At 41.3% G+C, this 15,623-nt stretch carries 12 protein-coding genes; 8 read left to right on the top strand and 4 right to left on the bottom strand.

The window, feature by feature from the left end; genetic code table 11:
* Positions 1-46 precede the first annotated feature (46 nt).
* Positions 47-442 carry a response regulator gene (locus T7867_RS16495; protein ID WP_322299574.1) on the bottom strand — a complete coding sequence of 132 codons (396 nt, stop codon included), beginning with the start codon at positions 440-442 and terminating at the stop codon, positions 47-49.
* Between the two features lie 343 nt (positions 443-785).
* Here T7867_RS16495 and T7867_RS16490 point away from each other — a divergent pair, with 343 nt between their 5' ends.
* On the top strand, positions 786-1,610 hold the full coding sequence (locus tag T7867_RS16490; RefSeq protein WP_322299573.1) for a PepSY-like domain-containing protein: 825 nt from the start codon (positions 786-788) through the stop codon (positions 1,608-1,610).
* A gap of 70 nt (positions 1,611-1,680) precedes the next feature.
* Here the strand turns inward: T7867_RS16490 and T7867_RS16485 are convergent, their stop codons facing one another.
* Positions 1,681-2,271 carry a TlpA family protein disulfide reductase gene (locus tag T7867_RS16485; protein ID WP_068221901.1) on the bottom strand — a complete coding sequence of 197 codons (591 nt, stop codon included), beginning with the start codon at positions 2,269-2,271 and terminating at the stop codon, positions 1,681-1,683.
* A 220-nt stretch (positions 2,272-2,491) separates the two neighbouring features.
* Between T7867_RS16485 and T7867_RS16480 the strand changes: the two genes are divergently transcribed.
* Both T7867_RS16480 and T7867_RS16475 read left to right on the top strand, forming a co-directional pair.
* Positions 2,492-2,821: a PadR family transcriptional regulator gene (locus tag T7867_RS16480; RefSeq protein WP_068221903.1), complete on the top strand. Its 330-nt coding sequence runs from the start codon at positions 2,492-2,494 to the stop codon at positions 2,819-2,821.
* Positions 2,821-5,538, top strand: coding sequence for an ABC transporter permease (locus tag T7867_RS16475; RefSeq protein ID WP_068221905.1), 2,718 nt, complete (start codon positions 2,821-2,823; stop codon positions 5,536-5,538). The genes T7867_RS16480 and T7867_RS16475 overlap by 1 nt, the downstream gene beginning before the upstream one ends.
* A gap of 208 nt (positions 5,539-5,746) precedes the next feature.
* Here the strand turns inward: T7867_RS16475 and T7867_RS16470 are convergent, their stop codons facing one another.
* Together T7867_RS16470 and T7867_RS16465 are read right to left on the bottom strand one after the other, a co-directional pair.
* Positions 5,747-6,187: a GNAT family N-acetyltransferase gene (locus tag T7867_RS16470; RefSeq protein WP_068221907.1), complete on the bottom strand. Its 441-nt coding sequence runs from the start codon at positions 6,185-6,187 to the stop codon at positions 5,747-5,749.
* An 86-nt stretch (positions 6,188-6,273) separates the two neighbouring features.
* Entirely contained in the window at positions 6,274-7,590 is a 1,317-nt protein-coding gene (locus T7867_RS16465) for a DUF2254 domain-containing protein (RefSeq protein ID WP_068221909.1), read from the bottom strand.
* Positions 7,591-7,853: 263 nt separating this feature from the next.
* Between T7867_RS16465 and T7867_RS16460 the strand changes: the two genes are divergently transcribed.
* From T7867_RS16460 to ilvB, 5 genes are all read left to right on the top strand, one after another.
* On the top strand, positions 7,854-8,342 hold the full coding sequence (locus T7867_RS16460) for an MgtC/SapB family protein (protein ID WP_084375694.1): 489 nt from the start codon (positions 7,854-7,856) through the stop codon (positions 8,340-8,342).
* A gap of 414 nt (positions 8,343-8,756) precedes the next feature.
* Entirely contained in the window at positions 8,757-10,478 is a 1,722-nt protein-coding gene (locus T7867_RS16455; protein WP_068221911.1) for a GMC family oxidoreductase, read from the top strand.
* A gap of 2 nt (positions 10,479-10,480) precedes the next feature.
* The gene (locus T7867_RS16450; RefSeq protein WP_273513195.1) at positions 10,481-11,191 is read left to right on the top strand and encodes a gluconate 2-dehydrogenase subunit 3 family protein; all 711 of its coding nucleotides are present in this window, start codon (positions 10,481-10,483) and stop codon (positions 11,189-11,191) included.
* A gap of 1,030 nt (positions 11,192-12,221) precedes the next feature.
* The gene (gene ilvD, locus T7867_RS16445; RefSeq protein ID WP_068224128.1) at positions 12,222-13,895 is read left to right on the top strand and encodes a dihydroxy-acid dehydratase; all 1,674 of its coding nucleotides are present in this window, start codon (positions 12,222-12,224) and stop codon (positions 13,893-13,895) included.
* A gap of 6 nt (positions 13,896-13,901) precedes the next feature.
* Entirely contained in the window at positions 13,902-15,623 is a 1,722-nt protein-coding gene (gene ilvB / locus T7867_RS16440; RefSeq protein ID WP_068221914.1) for a biosynthetic-type acetolactate synthase large subunit, read from the top strand.

Raw genomic sequence — 15,623 nt, 5'->3', positions numbered from 1 at the left:
AGATTTTTCATGGTTGGCTTTGTTTTGTTGTTGTTGGTATTTTGAATTAAGCGACTCGCTTCATTTTATCTCGGCCCTTAAGACCCATTGAGCTCATAATTCTAAGCTGAAGCTCTATAGGGTTAAATGGCTTACTTACGGAATCTTTAGCGCCTAATTTTAAAGTCTCAATGCGCTGGTCACTTTTGTCTTGGTCGGTTAGCACCAATAAGGGAATACCTCTACCTTCTAATTCGGTAATAAGGTCTACAAATGGTTTTCTCTCCAAGCTTTTATTTCCATAAAAGTTAGAGATGACCGCATCTGGTCTCCATTTCTTTTCAAGCAATTCATGTGCTTCAGTAGGGCTTTCTACAGCTGTTACATCAAAGTTTTTGTCTAGATAGTTGATGAGGAAAAGTCTCATCATATAGCTGCTTTCGATTACAAGTATTGATTCCATGTCGCTTTTTTTTCTTCAAATCTGTCATGAATTGCCATGGTTTTCAGGCATAAAAGACGAATGGTATCTATTCTTCGATAACTGGAATAGGATTTCGGTTAACTGTTTTTGGTCAATTGGTGAATTACATTGTTTAAGTGCTTTACCTATTGATTTTGAAGATGATAGGTGGATTATGAGTGGCTTATTTTTATATCCTGTATATGTCGGCAGATGCGTGTATAGGATCAATTTTAAAATATATATAGTCGGGGGTAGGGTAAGTTTTACTGAGCAGTATTCAAAAGCAGAAAACTCAAATCTGAGTAATAGCAAACTGAATTCGAAACTTAATCTTACAAAAATGAGAAACTTGAGAAACCTATTATTAATGATGCTTCTAGCTTTTGTTGCAGTATTTACCTCATGCGAAAACGAAGATAATGACCCTGTTTTTGAAGAGGAATTGGCCATTGCCGCAGGTATAGTAGATACTACGGCTTTTGCAGGTTCCGATGTTTCTGCTTGGACAGAAATTGATGAAGCAGACTTACCAGACAATGTGCTAGATTACCTAGAGCAGAACTATGCGGAGCTAAATGTTCGCCACGCATGGGTAGATGATAGTGGTGGTTATGTAGTTCTGTTGCAGGGGAAAACAGCTGTTAGGTTCGATAATCTAGGGGTATTTGTTGAGGCTATTGACAACGCGGTTAAGAAAAGAGCAAAAGATAGGCCTGAACTCACGGAGATTGATACGGCCAGCTTGTCCACGTCTATAACCGATTATATTGTAGACAACTACAGTGATTACATTATACTAAAAGCATCTACCGATGAAAATGGCGCATTTTATGTTAAACTGGTTGATGGACCGACTCTAATATTTGATTCTGAAGGAAATTTCACTGAACTGAGAGAGTCTGAAGGTCACCGAAAGAGAAGAAATAACGGTAAGAGAGGAAAGTATAGAGCTAGTGATCAATGGACTGCCATAGACTTAGAAAGCTTACCCGAGTCAGTCTCAGATTACATTGCAACCAATTATACAGATGCAGCTGTAGAGAAAGCGGCTGTAGCAGCTGATGGTAATTTCAAGGTTTGGCTAGACTCTCAGGTAGTGCTCTTGTTTAAGGAAGATGGAAGTTTTTTATCAGAAAAAACAGCCAAGGGTTCTACTGAAGGGTAGTAAAAACTTAACAGAATTCCATCATGAGTCGAGTAGTCCTATACTCGGCTCTAATTTTTCCCAATTAATACTATTGCTCTGCAGTCATAAGCTTTCTAAACCTTCTCGTATTGTAATTTGCCATCCCTGTTTTCTTAACAACTATTTCGCCTTCGGCTGAAATTACTACAGTGGTAGGAACCACATTGGTCTCGTATTCTTCTGGTAGTGCCGTGGCTAGTCGGTATATAGGGAAGTCGAACTCTTTTTTCTTAACCCACTCAATGGCTTTTTTAAAGTCTCGATCTTCAGAAATCATCAGGAATACCGCATTTGGGTTGTCTTTAACGTCAGCATAAAGCTTATTAATGCTCGGCATTTCGGCCACACACGGTGCACACCAAGTAGCCCAAATATTAATAAAGATGTTCTTACCTTTTAAGTCTTTTGCATCTAAAATATTACCGTTAACATCAAAGAGTTTGAAGTCATAGTTAGCGGGTTTTTGAGAAGACTCGTCTAGTTCATTTGCATTCATTACACCCGTGTAAAGTACAGCTTGCTGAACTTTGCCAAACACTTCTGCTTGTGAGCCAGTGAAGTAAATAATAGCAAAAACCGCTATTATAATGCTTAGTTCAATGATATCTCGTTTTCCGGGCTTGGCCTTTCTGCTATTCATCGTCATAATGATGTTACAAATTACTCACAAACTAAGTTCAGTTAAATTTAGAGGAAGGTAATATAGGTTACAAATGCTTATATAATCTATAATTCTCAGTTACAAAACTATCATCACCAAATGAACCATTAATCGTTGTCTTAGGAAGTGGTTTTAGAGTCAGATTTGCTTTTCTAATTTTATTAGTTATAACTTTGTATAACATACAACATTGTAACTAATGAAGAATAAGGGTCTCGGTGAATTCGAAGAGTTGGTGCTACTAGCGGTTTGTATTCTTAAGGGTGAAGCCTATGGCATTAATGTAAAGCAAGAGGTTGAAAAGCACTCTGGCCGCTCTGTGTTACTGGGAGCTGTGCATATCACACTTTACCGCCTTCAGGATAAAGGTCTGTTGAAGTCTGAAATGGGTGGCAACACTGAGAAAAGAGGAGACAGGCGTAAGCGTCTTTTCGAGATCACTACTCAGGGAATGAAGCAACTTGAGGCAGCTCAAGATGTGCGTCAGAAAATGTGGTCACTTATCCCTCAGCTAAACTCTGGACAATAATGTCATCAAAGAATCCACCAAATTTGGCAAATTGGCTGCTTTCCAAAATGGTCGGAGAGGAGTTGCAGGAAGAGTTCTTAGGAGATTTGCAAGAAATCTATGAAGAGCGTCTTTCTGAAAAAAGTCGGTTTTTAGCCATGTGCATGTATTGGGTCGATACACTGCACTTACTCTTTGGCTTTACTTCATTCAAAATTTTTAAAACTCAAAACAACAACACTATGATGCTAAAATCTATGTTCACTATTGCCTGGCGCAATGCCATTAGGCAAAAGCAATTTACATTACTCAATATTCTAGGACTTACCATAGGAATCAGTATTTCCCTGATAATTGGTCTTTATGTCTATCACGAAAAGAACTATGATAATTTTCTAGACCAAACCAATAATATTTATAGAGTCAACCAGCCAAACATTTGGGGAGATTGGACTGAAATGAGTTCTACAACTGGTCCGAACGTGGCAGATGCTTTGCGCGAAGAAGTACCAGAATTCAGAGAGGTAACCCGCATTTTGAATCAAGGTTCTCAGTTTACTAGCTACAAAACTAAATCGGGGCAGGTACTTTCATTCAAAGAGGATCAACTCTTTTGGGCTGAGAAGAATTTCTTTAAGGTTTTTGATTATGAAATGCTTTTGGGTAATCAAGAAACGGCCTTAGAGGCAGCTAACAGCATGGTTCTTACGGAGACTGCTGCTCAACGCTACTTTGGTTTAGATGAAGCGCTGGGTCAAACTATAGAGATGCGAGAATGGGATGGAAGCTCAAAGAGTTATGTGGTTACAGGTGTTTTAAAAGATTTACCAACGCAGAGTCATTTACAGTTCGATGTTCTTACTTCTTTAACCAGTGCCAAGGAACAAATGGATATGCATGGCTGGAAGTGGATTTGGACCGCTTTTTCAACCTACGTTTTGGTAGATGATGGTGCAGATGTTGCCCTAATAAATGACAAGCTACAGGCCATTCCACCTAAATATGCCCCACCAACAACAAAAAGAATCTTTAACCAGAGTTTTGAAGAATTTACAGCAGGCAACCCATGGAAGCTCGATTTACAAGCGTTACCTGATATTTACCTGTCATCAGACCCGCCATTCAACTCATTTGGTCCTATTGGAAATAAACAATTCGTTCAGGTTTTTATGGCCATAGGTCTTGTAGTGCTGACTTTGTCTTGTATTAACTTCATGAATCTTTCAACAGCCAAGTCGTCTAGTAGAGCCAAGGAAGTTGGGGTTAGGAAAGTGCTTGGGTCGCTGAGAAATTCATTGATTAGACAGTTTGTATTTGAATCAGTACTGTTCGTTTCTGTGAGTACAATATTGGCACTTGTTATTGTGAGTGCTTCACTCGACTGGTTTAACCTATTGGCACAAAAGGAGCTAACGCTCGAGCCTGTCTTGATGAATCCAGTAGTATGGCTGGTGTTAATTGGGTTTGTATTGACTTTAGGGCTATTGTCAGGAGGCTACCCAGCGTTCTATCTGTCTTCCTTTAGACCAATAGAAGTTATTAAGGGGAAAATCAGCAAAGGACAGCAGGGAAAAACTTTAAGGAATGGACTTGTGGTTTTTCAATTCTCAATTTCAATTTGCCTCATCATTTGCTCCTTATTTGTCCAAAAACAGCTGAGTTACACTTCCAAAATAGACCTTGGGTTATCGGATGAAAACGTACTTCAAATTCATAATATCGAGCAATTTGGCTTCAATACAGAGGTTATCAAATCTAAATTGGAAGGTATTGCTGCAGTCACTCAAGTAGGCAAGTCTTTTGGAGTACCTCCTAATGTAATGACTGGAGATAGGTATAGGTCTACAGAACCGGATGCGCAGGTATTTCAACTCAATAACCTACGAGTAGATGATGACTATTTAAACGTGTTAGATATTGAATTTCTTGCAGGTAGAAACTTTGAGTTTGAGCGCCCAACCGATCAGTATTCAGTTATTCTAAACCAAGCTGCGGTAGAGCTCCTAGGCTGGACAACTGAAGAAGCCGTAGGTAAACACGTGGCTGTAGCTTCGGGTAATGAGGATGAATTTGAGGTAATTGGAGTGGCTAAAGACTTCAATTATCATACTACACGACAAGCAATTGGCCCACTGATTCTAATTAGCGATAAGAATGATAAGGTTTGGGATTATGGAGCTGGTTTGTCTTTCCTATCAATGAAGTTGAACCCCCAATCAATACAAACCAGTTCAGATTTGAAAAGGGTTTTAGATCAAGCCGAGTCAGCACTTAATGAAGTAGATGCATCCATTCCATTTGAGTACAGCTTTATGGATCAAGCTTTTGAGGATAACTTCAGAACCGAACAGCGCATGGCTACAGTTTTGAACTTCTTTACGCTAATGGCAATGATAATCGCATGTCTAGGGTTGTTCGGGTTAGCTGCCTTTTCTGCTGAGCAACGAACCAAAGAACTTAGCATTCGCAAAGTACTTGGTGCAAATACAGGTCAGCTTACCTATTTGTTTAGCACTGGCTTTGTAAAATTGGTAGTAGTGTCAATCCTTATTTCCGCTCCATTGGCTTATTGGTTAGTTAGTTTGTGGTTAGAAGGTTTTGCGTACAGAACTCCGATGCAGCTTGGCGTATTTGTTTTAGCTTCATTGATTAGCCTAGTAGTAGCAATTTTAACCACTGGCTATCAATCTCTTTATGTTGCTAGCCGAAATCCGGTGGATACACTGAAAGGAGAGTAGACCTCACTCTTTTATCCATGTCCATATAGAGGATAAAAGAGTGCTAGAGTGGACGTCAACTGTCCACTCTAGCAGATATCAATCTCCTTATGAGTGAAAGGCGTTGGCCTTTAGGCTGGGGGATTTACTTCACATTCGCAACAGACAACGCCATTTATGAAGAGATCAGGTATTTCTCTTCAGTTGAAGTGACTTTCTAGTAAGTTTACTACTTGAACCCTAAATCACAAATCCATTCTGTACTTTCAATGGTTGCACCTCTGCTTTTGTAGAATTCTTGAGCCTTTGTGTTCCAATCAGAAACCAACCATTTCATTTTAATACAGCGGTTAAACTTACCAATTTCCATTACAGCATCGAAGAGCTGATTTCCAATATTTTGGCCACGATAAGCAGACTGAACATAAAGGTCGTCTAAGTAAATAACCTTGCCTGTCCACGAGTGATAAGCAAAGTAGTAGCTTGAAAACCCAATGACTTTATCTTTATCTACAGCTACTAAACACTTAAAGTCATTTTGGTCTTCAATCATTTGCTCCAGTGTGATCTTCACCTTTTCAGGAGTCTTTTGAAAGATTGAAAATTCCTTGATTAAGGCGTAGATAGATGGCAGATCGGCTTCAACTGACGGACGAATTTTTATACTCATGTCGCAATCTAATTGATTCTTGCGCTCACGCGTAAAGAGAGTCTATCTTTTGAGTATGCTCGTAGAGTAATTGTGAACTGGTGCAGTCAGCTATCTAAATCCACCTTTAAACTTTTCTGGCTCAAAGGCGCAATACTCTTCAGCACTGCCTGAATATTCTTCATATCTATAGAATTGGTAATATGCTCTTTGCAAGACTCTGCAATGCTTTCAATATGCTCTATAATTACTGAATGATGTTGGCACTGTTGGTCGGCATGTAATATGTTTTTTAGGCAATTGAGTAAAGTGATCATTACCAAAGCATCTGTTTTTCCATACTCTCTTATTGAGGTAAGGTTCTGATAAAGTAGGTCATTCAATTCTATAGGTTCGAAGAAAAGCCGTGGTTCATTGTTATCATTTGTCACAAAGTACTTGTCAGTAATTTTCATTTTCTGAATGAATAGAACCGAGAGCAGATTAATTGCTTTTACCGCTGTTCCGGGGTCATTAATTCCTGGGCTAAGGGCTTTAACTGCAATTTCAGAGATTTGCTTAAAGCCGAATGAATAATGATCGTCTAGCCACTCTTGCGGATACGATATAAAGCAGTTATGAATCTCTTGTTCTACTTCTTTGTCAGTCTGTTTATTGATTTTCAAATAGGGATAGCCTTTCACTAGAAAGTATCCTATAGGTACGTCTAGCTTTATTTTCAGCTTGTGTTTTTTAGCCATTTTCAGCAGCTCCTTAACTTTAATTTCTTTAATGTAGCCAGCGTCTGGTGACTTCAAACTAAGCCATTCTTCCGTTTCAGGCATCTCAATTAAATCCTCATCATCGGTCAGAGAGAGACTTTCCATTCTACGCTCAGTTTTGCCTTGTATTCGTTTTAGAATATTATCTACCTGAATGGATTGGCTTATTGAGTGAATAAAAAACATAAAGAAGCCCAGACACATAATACCAAAAATCATGGCCATGAGAATGCCAAAGTCTGGTATGCTGTTACTTCCTTCAGACTGTATATTCACAATTAGTGTGAGGCAGTAGACAATAGAGCCTAGGTAAAAGCCCAAGACGGTCTGGTTAGACTTGTGAGTAATAAGGCCCGGAATAACTCTCGGAGATAATGTGGCTGAAGCTCGGTTAAGCACCACCATTACCATTGAGAAGCTAAATACCATTAGGGAAATTATGCTGCCAACTAAGGTTCCTAAAACTAGTCTAGCATCTTCTTTACTCTTCACCAAGATGAAGGAAAGGGTTTCTTTCAGATCCATCATCCATGGTCTATATTCTATCAGGTTTATGATGATTGAAAAGCCAAAAAAGCCCATGGTTATAATGGTGGGGTAGAAAGCAATGCTTCCAATGATTAGTCTATAAGACTTAAATAACCAATCGTTTATTTTTTTCATGAGGTGCGAGCTAGATGTATTGAGTATAACACCATTATTAGGCCAGAGTTATTTGGGAGTTCTTTTGTCCTCATATTATAGCCCCATCCTTCTTACCGCAGAGCTATGAGCCTATAGATCGAAATCCATCTTTATCTTTTTGAGAGAGATTTATTCAATTTTAGAGTTGTGCCGAAATGAGAAAACGCTGTTTTGGGTGTTTTAGGGCATATTTCACAAGGGCACTATTCATGTAATAAAAAGTGAAACCATAACCTTAGAACATGATAGATATTGCCGAACTAGAGATATTGATGAACACCGCAGCAGCCACTATTCTTTGCGGGTTTGTGGGGCTAGAGCGTGAGAAAAAAGAAAAGCCTGCAGGACTCAGAACCAATATGATTGTTGGAAGCTTCTCCTGCCTCATTGTGTCATTAGCCATTCCTTTAATTGACCTAATTCAGAATTCTGAGCTTAAAGATGCCGTAGATTCCGACCCAATCAGAATGCTGCAAGCTTTGGTGGTGGGTATCAGTTTTATAGGAGCGGGTACCATCATCAAGAAAAAAGAAGAAGGGGTTGAAGGTTTAACAACCGCTGCGACACTGCTCTACTGCTTAGGTATAGGAATTTCAGTAGCATTAGAAAAGTTTGTGATTGCGGTAGGTATCACCATTCTTATTCTATTGATCAATAATGTCTTTGGTGGTGTAAAAAAAAGAATTGTTAATAACCCAGAAGAAAAGTTAACCACCAAAAAGAGCTCTTGAATGAGTCTTACCAGCCCTCAGAAATCGTGGTGTAAAAAGCCACGGTTTCACCTTTTCTGCTTCTAATCAATAGCAGAAAACCCGTTAAATCATTGCCTGAGACCCACCTAAGTCCATCCACCTCGCTTTTGCCAGTTTAGCAGTTAGTCGCACCAATAGAATACAGGGCTATTGATATGTTATTTTTAAAAATGATCTTCTGTATTTCATTATAAAAGTTTCAGTTCAATTAGCATTTATAATAATCAGTGTTGGTTTTAACTATCCATTTGATATTCAGCCAAATAATCGGTTATCAAAGTTTAGTTCTAGAATGAATGAATCAGTTCTTACAATTTCTGTGGTCTGGTTTCCACCTTATTCCTTAAATTAAGCGATTACTTTACTAGACTTTTAACTGATTTAACTCATCCTATGCAAATCATTGAATCTTCAAAAACCTATGATGTTGCCATCGTAGGTTCTGGTGCAGGAGGCGGTATGGCTACCAAAATACTCTCCGAAGCCGGATTTGATGTGGCTGTGCTTGAAGCCGGTCCATTTTTCGATCCCGCCAAAGACGAAGACAGAAACCAACTTCGTTGGCCTTATGAATCTCCAAGAAGGGGAGCCAGTTCAAACCGCAGGTCTTTTGGCGACTTTGACGCAGCTTACGGAGGCTGGAATATTGAAGGCGAGCCTTTTACCAATGCGCCTGGCACCAATTTTTGGTGGTTCCGTTCTAGAATGCTTGGTGGTAGAACTAACCACTGGGGAAGAATTTCGCTCCGTTTCGGTCCTTTAGACTTTAAACGAAAAAGCGTTGATGGCTTAGGCGATAACTGGCCAATTGGCTATGACGATGTAAAACCTTATTACGATAAGGTAGATAAGCTCATTGGCGTTTTCGGTAGTAGAGAAAACATCCACAATGAACCTGACGGATTCTTCTTACCACCACCCAAACCGCGTTTACATGAGCTTTACTATGTAAAAGGTGCCAGAAAAGCGGGAATTCCTGTTATTCCGTCACGTCTTTCCATTCTTACGAAAAGAATAAACGACCAAAGGGGAAGCTGTTTCTACTGTGGTCAATGTAATAGGGCCTGTTCTGCCTATGCAGATTTTTCAGCAGGTACTTGCCTCATCTTCCCAGCTCAAAAAAATGGTGGAAAAGTTCAGATTTTCACTGAAGCCATGGTTAGGGAAGTAACCACCGATAAAAATGGTAAGGCCACTGGCGTTAATTACATTAATAAGGCCGATAGAAAAGAATATCACCTCAAAGCTAAGGTGGTTGTTATGGCTGCTTCTGCATGTAGTACGGCAAGAATTTTACTTAACTCCAAAAGCAGCGTTCACCAAAACGGACTCGGTAATAGCAGCGGCTTAGTTGGTCGTTACTTACACGATTCTACAGGCGCTAGCCGTTCTGCCTTTATTCCTCAATTAATGGATAGGAAAATCTATAATGAAGATGGAACAGGAGGAATGCACGTTTACACACCTTGGTGGTTGAACGATAAAAAGCTCGATTTTCCACGTGGCTACCACATAGAAGTTTGGGGTGGAATGGGAATGCCTAGCTATGGCTTTGGCTTTAACCCGAATGACCTAAATAAGGTAACAGGAGGTGCCGTGGGTGGCTATGGAGACTCCTTGAGAGATGATGTGAAGCGCTATTACGGTGCTACTTTAGGAGTTTCTGGACGAGGAGAGAGTATTCCTCAACGCGATAACTATTGTGAGATAGACAATGATGTGGTTGACGAGTGGGGTATTCCGGTGCTCAAATTCAACTACAAGTGGACAGAGCATGAGGTAAATCAGGCTAAGCATATGCAAGATACTTTTGAGGAAGTGCTTGATGCTGCAGGGGGTATACTGCTAGGAGATAAACCAGGGGCTGACCGAGACTATGGTTTAACTGCTCCAGGGCAGATTATTCACGAGGTAGGAACTACCAGAATGGGTAACGATAAAAGAGAGTCTGTTACCAATAAGTATAATCAGTTACACGACTGTGAAAATGTATTTGTAATGGATGCTGGGCCATTTGTTTCTCAAGCAGATAAGAATCCAACCTGGACTATATTGGCATTGGCTTGGAGAGCATCAGACTATTTAGTAGAACAAGTAAAACAAAGAAACATCTAATCATGGACAGACGCGATTCATTAAAATCACTATTGGTTGGGTCGGTTGCTGGTGGACTACTAGTAACAGGATGTGCGCCCGGTTCAGAAAATGCTGAAGTACCAGAAGTAGCTTCCAATGATCTTCCTGGCTATGGCCGAACAGAAAAGGAAAAGGAGCATGATAGAAAAGTTTTAGCGCAAGAGTTCTTAAATGAGCACGAGCTGGAAACTATAGCTGTTCTGGTCGATATTATTCTGCCTTCTAATGCGGACTTTGGGTCGGCATCAGATGCTGGGGTTGTGGACTTCATTGATTTTATAGTCAAGGATATGCCGAACAATCAACTGCCGATAAGAGGTGGAATAGCATGGTTAGATTCACATTCCAACAAGCTCCATAACAAGCTCTTCAAAGACTTAACGTTGGAAGAACAGAAAGCTATTTGCGATACTATAGCCTACCCAGGTAAAACAGCTCCTGAGTTAATGGCAGGCGAACGCTTCTTTACTAGAATGCGCAACCTAACAATGACGGGCTATTTTACCTCAGAAATGGGAATAAAAGACCTAGGCTACCAAGGAAATCGTCCGGGAGTTTGGGATGGAGTACCTGCAGATGTATTGGCCGAACATGATGTAGATTACGAACCAGAGTGGTTAGCGAAATGTGTAGACCAAAGCAAACGAATGAATATTGCAGAGTGGGATGAAGAAGGAAACCTTTTGAATTGATCTGGATTTTTCAAATTTTCCCTTTGATCTAAAAAATAAACCCCTCACTTTTGAGCAACATGAAACAAGTAATCAATATCCAAACCATTATTACCATTGTGATCGAGTCACAATAAGGGGAGGATATTGAGTAAAATATAAACTGAAAAGCCTTCCTTAACCGGAAGGCTTTTTTTTGTTTCAGACCCCGTCATTCAGAAGGAGGACATTTCGATGTAATCAGAAATGTGCGACTGAAGAATCTCCAACTATATGCAAGATTCTAGGAGATTCTTCCCCCGATGAATCGGGGTCTGAATGACGCGGTGCCGAAACATTGAACTTAAAATATGAAACTGAATAACATAACCATTACAGTAGTCATTATTACCGGCCCAACGGGGTGAGGGAGCGACTTCTGTATGCATAATTGAAGGCCTTTCTCACTCAGTGGGAAGGGCCTTTTTTGTTGCGTGAAACTCCAGAGGCTATCTCAAAAGCCACTAAGGTCGTCATTCCCGCGTAGGCGGGAATGACGACCGGCCTTGGTGACCAGTTTTAAGAGATTCCCGATCGGAGTCGGGAATGACGGTTAGCTTTTGAGATAGCCCCATAAGCATCCTGCCAGTTTAAACTGATTCGGTCGAATCTGGCAGAATGTAAAGCCTTCCCCCTTGGGGGAAGCCCCGAAATATCGGGGGTGATGGGGGCTCAAAAACCGAAGAAGTTTCCACTCCAACCCTAAAGGGTGACTGATGAAGTTACTGCCCTGATTCAAAGTCCCCTTTAGGGCCCCGAAGCATCGGGGTTAGGGGTGAAAGACTGAGGTGCAATCCGCGGGAGATTCTTCGCCCCGAAGTCTCGGGGCGTTGTATTTCGCTCAGAATGGCGAGGTACTGGAGACTGTAGTTGAAACAACTTAAAACTGTAATAAAAATTGATTAAATATCTGAAAAACAGATAGATAAATAAAAAACGAATTGGATTTAAAACTGTAGCAAAAATGATTTTCGGGCTGCCTCAGGGGGCTCAACTTAATACCTTCAAACTAATGGAACTGAATAAATACAGTAAGAGATTAACACAAGATCCTTCGCAGCCGGCCTCACAGGCCATGTTGTACGGGATTGGCCTCACTGAGGAAGACATGGCTAAAGCCCAGGTGGGCGTAGTCAGTACGGGTTACGATGGCAACACCTGTAACATGCACCTGAACAAGCTCGCAGAGCAAGTGAAGGCGAGTATTTGGAAGGAAGATTTGGTAGGCCTGATGTATCATACCATCGGAGTGAGTGATGGTATATCCAATGGAACCGAAGGCATGCGCTATTCTCTGGCCAGCCGTGAGATCATCGCAGATTCCATAGAAGCGGTGGCAGGTGCTCATTACTATGATGGACTGGTTACCGTTGTGGGTTGCGATAAAAATATGCCCGGAGCGCTCATCGCTATGGGGCGTTTGAACAGACCGAGTATTATGCTCTATGGAGGCACTATTGCTTCAGGCTGTTTCAAGAACCAAAAACTTAACATAGTCTCTTCGTTCGAGGCACTGGGGCAGAAGTTTGCGGGCACTATATCTGAGGAGGATTATAAGGGCATCATCAAAAACTCATGTCCTGGTGCGGGAGCCTGTGGTGGAATGTATACTGCCAACACCATGTCTTCGGCCATTGAGGCCTTGGGAATGTCATTACCTTATAGTGCATCTAACCCTGCTGTTAGTACTGACAAAACTCAAGAGTGTGAAGAGATAGGAAAAGCGATAAGAAAGGTTTTAGAACTAAACTTAAAGCCTCGTGATATTATGACGAAGAAATCGTTTGAAAACGCCATTCGTTTGATCACCGTTTTGGGTGGTTCTACCAACGCAGTAATGCACCTAATTGCCATTGCACACAGCATTGATATAGATTTAACCCTTCGTGATTTCCAAAGGCTTTCTGATTCAACCCCTTTCTTGGCCGACCTAAAACCAAGCGGTAAGTATTTGATGGAAGACCTTCATGAGGCTGGTGGAGTTCCTGCTGTGATGAAATGGATGTTAGCTGAAGGAATGCTGCATGGTGACTGTATGACCGTAACCGGTAAGACAATTGCCGAAAACCTGGCCGATGTGCCAGAATTAGACAATAGCAAAGGGATTCTCAAACCAAAAGAGGCTCCAATTAAGCCTTCAGGACACTTGCAGATGCTATTCGGCAATCTGGCTGAAGAAGGGGCTGTAGCTAAAGTCACAGGTAAAGAAGGAGAGAGATTCGAAGGAACAGCCATTGTTTTCGATGATGAGTTTTCTGCTATTGAAGGTGTTAGAAATGGTTCAGTAAAGGACGGGCACGTGGTAGTCATTCGTTTCGAAGGTCCCAAAGGCGGACCAGGAATGCCGGAAATGCTGAAGCCTACTTCGGCCATAATGGGTGCTGGTTTAGGTAAAACTGTAGCCATGATTACCGATGGAAGATTCTCTGGTGGAAGTCATGGTTTTGTGGTGGGACACGTAACTCCAGAGGCTCAGGTAGGAGGTACTATCGCTTTGGTGGAAAATGGAGATAAGATAGTTATTGATGCCACTAAGAATGAGATCAGCTTATTGATTTCTGATGAGGAATTGTCTAAAAGAAGAAAGAATTGGAAAGCTCCTGAACTGAAAGTGAAACGAGGAGCACTTTATAAATACGCAAAAGCAGTAAGCTCTGCATCAGAGGGCTGTGTAACCGATAAATAATGATATATGGAAGCTGTAATTACTCAATCCGTTAGTGAAAAAGTAAAGACCTCAGGGGCCGATGCTGTGCTTCGTTCCTTGGTTGCAGAAGGTGTCGACCTGATTTTCGGTTACCCTGGTGGCGCCATTATGCCTGTTTATGATGCGCTGTATCACTATCAGGAAGAAATCCATCATGTACTTACCCGCCATGAGCAGGGTGCTATCCATGCTGCTCAGGGTTATGCCCGTGCTACTGGCGGAGTTGGGGTGGTGATGGCTACTTCTGGCCCGGGTGCTACTAACCTGATCACCGGAATTGCTGATGCAATGATCGATTCTACGCCTTTGGTGTGTATTACAGGCCAGGTGGCATCATCTCTTCTTGGTTCCGATGCCTTTCAGGAAACGGATATCATCAGTATTTCTATGCCAGCCACTAAATGGAATTTTCAAGTAACGAGGGCAGAAGATATTCCAACTGCCTTGGCAAAAGCATTTTACATAGCCAAAAGTGGAAGACCAGGGCCAGTGTTGATTGACATCACAAAAGATGCTCAGTTCGATCAGGTAGAATTTGATTACAAGAAATGTGAGGCTGTCAGAAGCTATCAGCCTATTCCAGAAGTTCAGCCAGTGGCAGTTCAAGCAGCGGCAGACCTTATTAATCAGGCCGAAAAACCATTTGTACTTTTTGGTCAGGGAGTGATTTTAGGTCAGGCCGAAGAAGAGTTTAAGACTTTCATTGAGAAGTCAGGCATTCCTGCAGCATGGACGCTTTTAGGGCTTTCAGCGCTGCCAACTGAGCATCCGCTAAATGTTGGAATGTTAGGAATGCACGGAAATTATGGCCCGAATAAGCTAACCAATGAATGTGATGTTTTGATAGCCATTGGAATGCGCTTTGATGACCGGGTAACCGGTAATCTATCCAAATATGCCAAGCAGGCTAAGGTGGTTCATCTAGATATCGACCCTTCAGAGATCAACAAGAATGTGAAGGTCGATGCACCAGTTTTGGGTGATTGTAAAGAGAGCCTAAAACAACTTACAGAATTAGTGAAGAGGAAAAGCCATCAGTCTTGGCTAGATCAATTCAGAACTCTGAATGATATAGAAAGGGCTCAAGTTATTCAGCCCGAGTTGAATCCGACCGAAGGTCAGATGACTATGGGTGAGGTAATTAAGGAAGTCAATGAATTGACTGAAGGTGAAGCCATTCTGGTAACCGATGTAGGTCAGCATCAAATGGTGGCTTGTCGATATACTCAGTTCAAGCAGTCCAAAAGTAATATCACTTCAGGAGGTTTAGGAACCATGGGGTTCTGTCTTCCAGCAGCATTGGGTGCCAAGCTTGGTGCTCCAGATAGAGAGGTTATTGCTGTGATTGGTGATGGAGGCTTCCAAATGACAATTCAGGAATTGGGCACAATCTTCCAAACTCAAGCAGCGGTGAAAATCATCATCCTGAATAACAGCTTTCTTGGAATGGTTCGCCAATGGCAGCAGCTTTTCTTCGATAAGCGATACAGTTCAACTGAGTTAATCAACCCAGATTTTGTAAAAATAGCTGAGGGCTATGGAATTAAAGGAAAGTCGATCGATCAACGAGACGACTTGAAGAGTGCAGTTGCAGAGATGTTAGCATACCAAGGAAGTTTTCTATTAGAAGTTCATGTAGGGAAGGAAGACAATGTTTTCCCAATGGTTCCTACAGGTGCTTCAGTTTCAGATGTAAGATTATCATAA

The sequence above is a fragment of the Roseivirga spongicola genome (genome assembly GCF_034376045.1).
In the GTDB taxonomy this organism is placed as follows: Bacteria; Bacteroidota; Bacteroidia; order Cytophagales; family Cyclobacteriaceae; genus Roseivirga; species Roseivirga spongicola.
The sequence above is the reverse complement of the archived record's forward strand: the minus strand, read 5'-3'. Positions and strand labels throughout refer to the sequence as shown.

Excerpts from the sequence above, each read along its gene's own strand:
- ilvD (WP_068224128.1), top strand. The coding sequence starts at position 12,222 with ATGGAACTGAATAAATACAGTAAGAGATTAACACAAGATCCTTCGCAG.
- T7867_RS16470 (WP_068221907.1), bottom strand. The coding sequence starts at position 6,187 with ATGAGTATAAAAATTCGTCCGTCAGTTGAAGCCGATCTGCCATCTATC.
- T7867_RS16485 (WP_068221901.1), bottom strand. The coding sequence starts at position 2,271 with ATGAATAGCAGAAAGGCCAAGCCCGGAAAACGAGATATCATTGAACTA.
- T7867_RS16495 (WP_322299574.1), bottom strand. The coding sequence starts at position 442 with ATGGAATCAATACTTGTAATCGAAAGCAGCTATATGATGAGACTTTTC.
- ilvB (WP_068221914.1), top strand. The coding sequence starts at position 13,902 with ATGGAAGCTGTAATTACTCAATCCGTTAGTGAAAAAGTAAAGACCTCA.
- T7867_RS16480 (WP_068221903.1), top strand. The coding sequence starts at position 2,492 with ATGAAGAATAAGGGTCTCGGTGAATTCGAAGAGTTGGTGCTACTAGCG.
- T7867_RS16450 (WP_273513195.1), top strand. The coding sequence starts at position 10,481 with ATGGACAGACGCGATTCATTAAAATCACTATTGGTTGGGTCGGTTGCT.
- T7867_RS16465 (WP_068221909.1), bottom strand. The coding sequence starts at position 7,590 with ATGAAAAAAATAAACGATTGGTTATTTAAGTCTTATAGACTAATCATT.
- T7867_RS16490 (WP_322299573.1), top strand. The coding sequence starts at position 786 with ATGAGAAACTTGAGAAACCTATTATTAATGATGCTTCTAGCTTTTGTT.
- T7867_RS16475 (WP_068221905.1), top strand. The coding sequence starts at position 2,821 with ATGTCATCAAAGAATCCACCAAATTTGGCAAATTGGCTGCTTTCCAAA.
- T7867_RS16455 (WP_068221911.1), top strand. The coding sequence starts at position 8,757 with ATGCAAATCATTGAATCTTCAAAAACCTATGATGTTGCCATCGTAGGT.
- T7867_RS16460 (WP_084375694.1), top strand. The coding sequence starts at position 7,854 with ATGATAGATATTGCCGAACTAGAGATATTGATGAACACCGCAGCAGCC.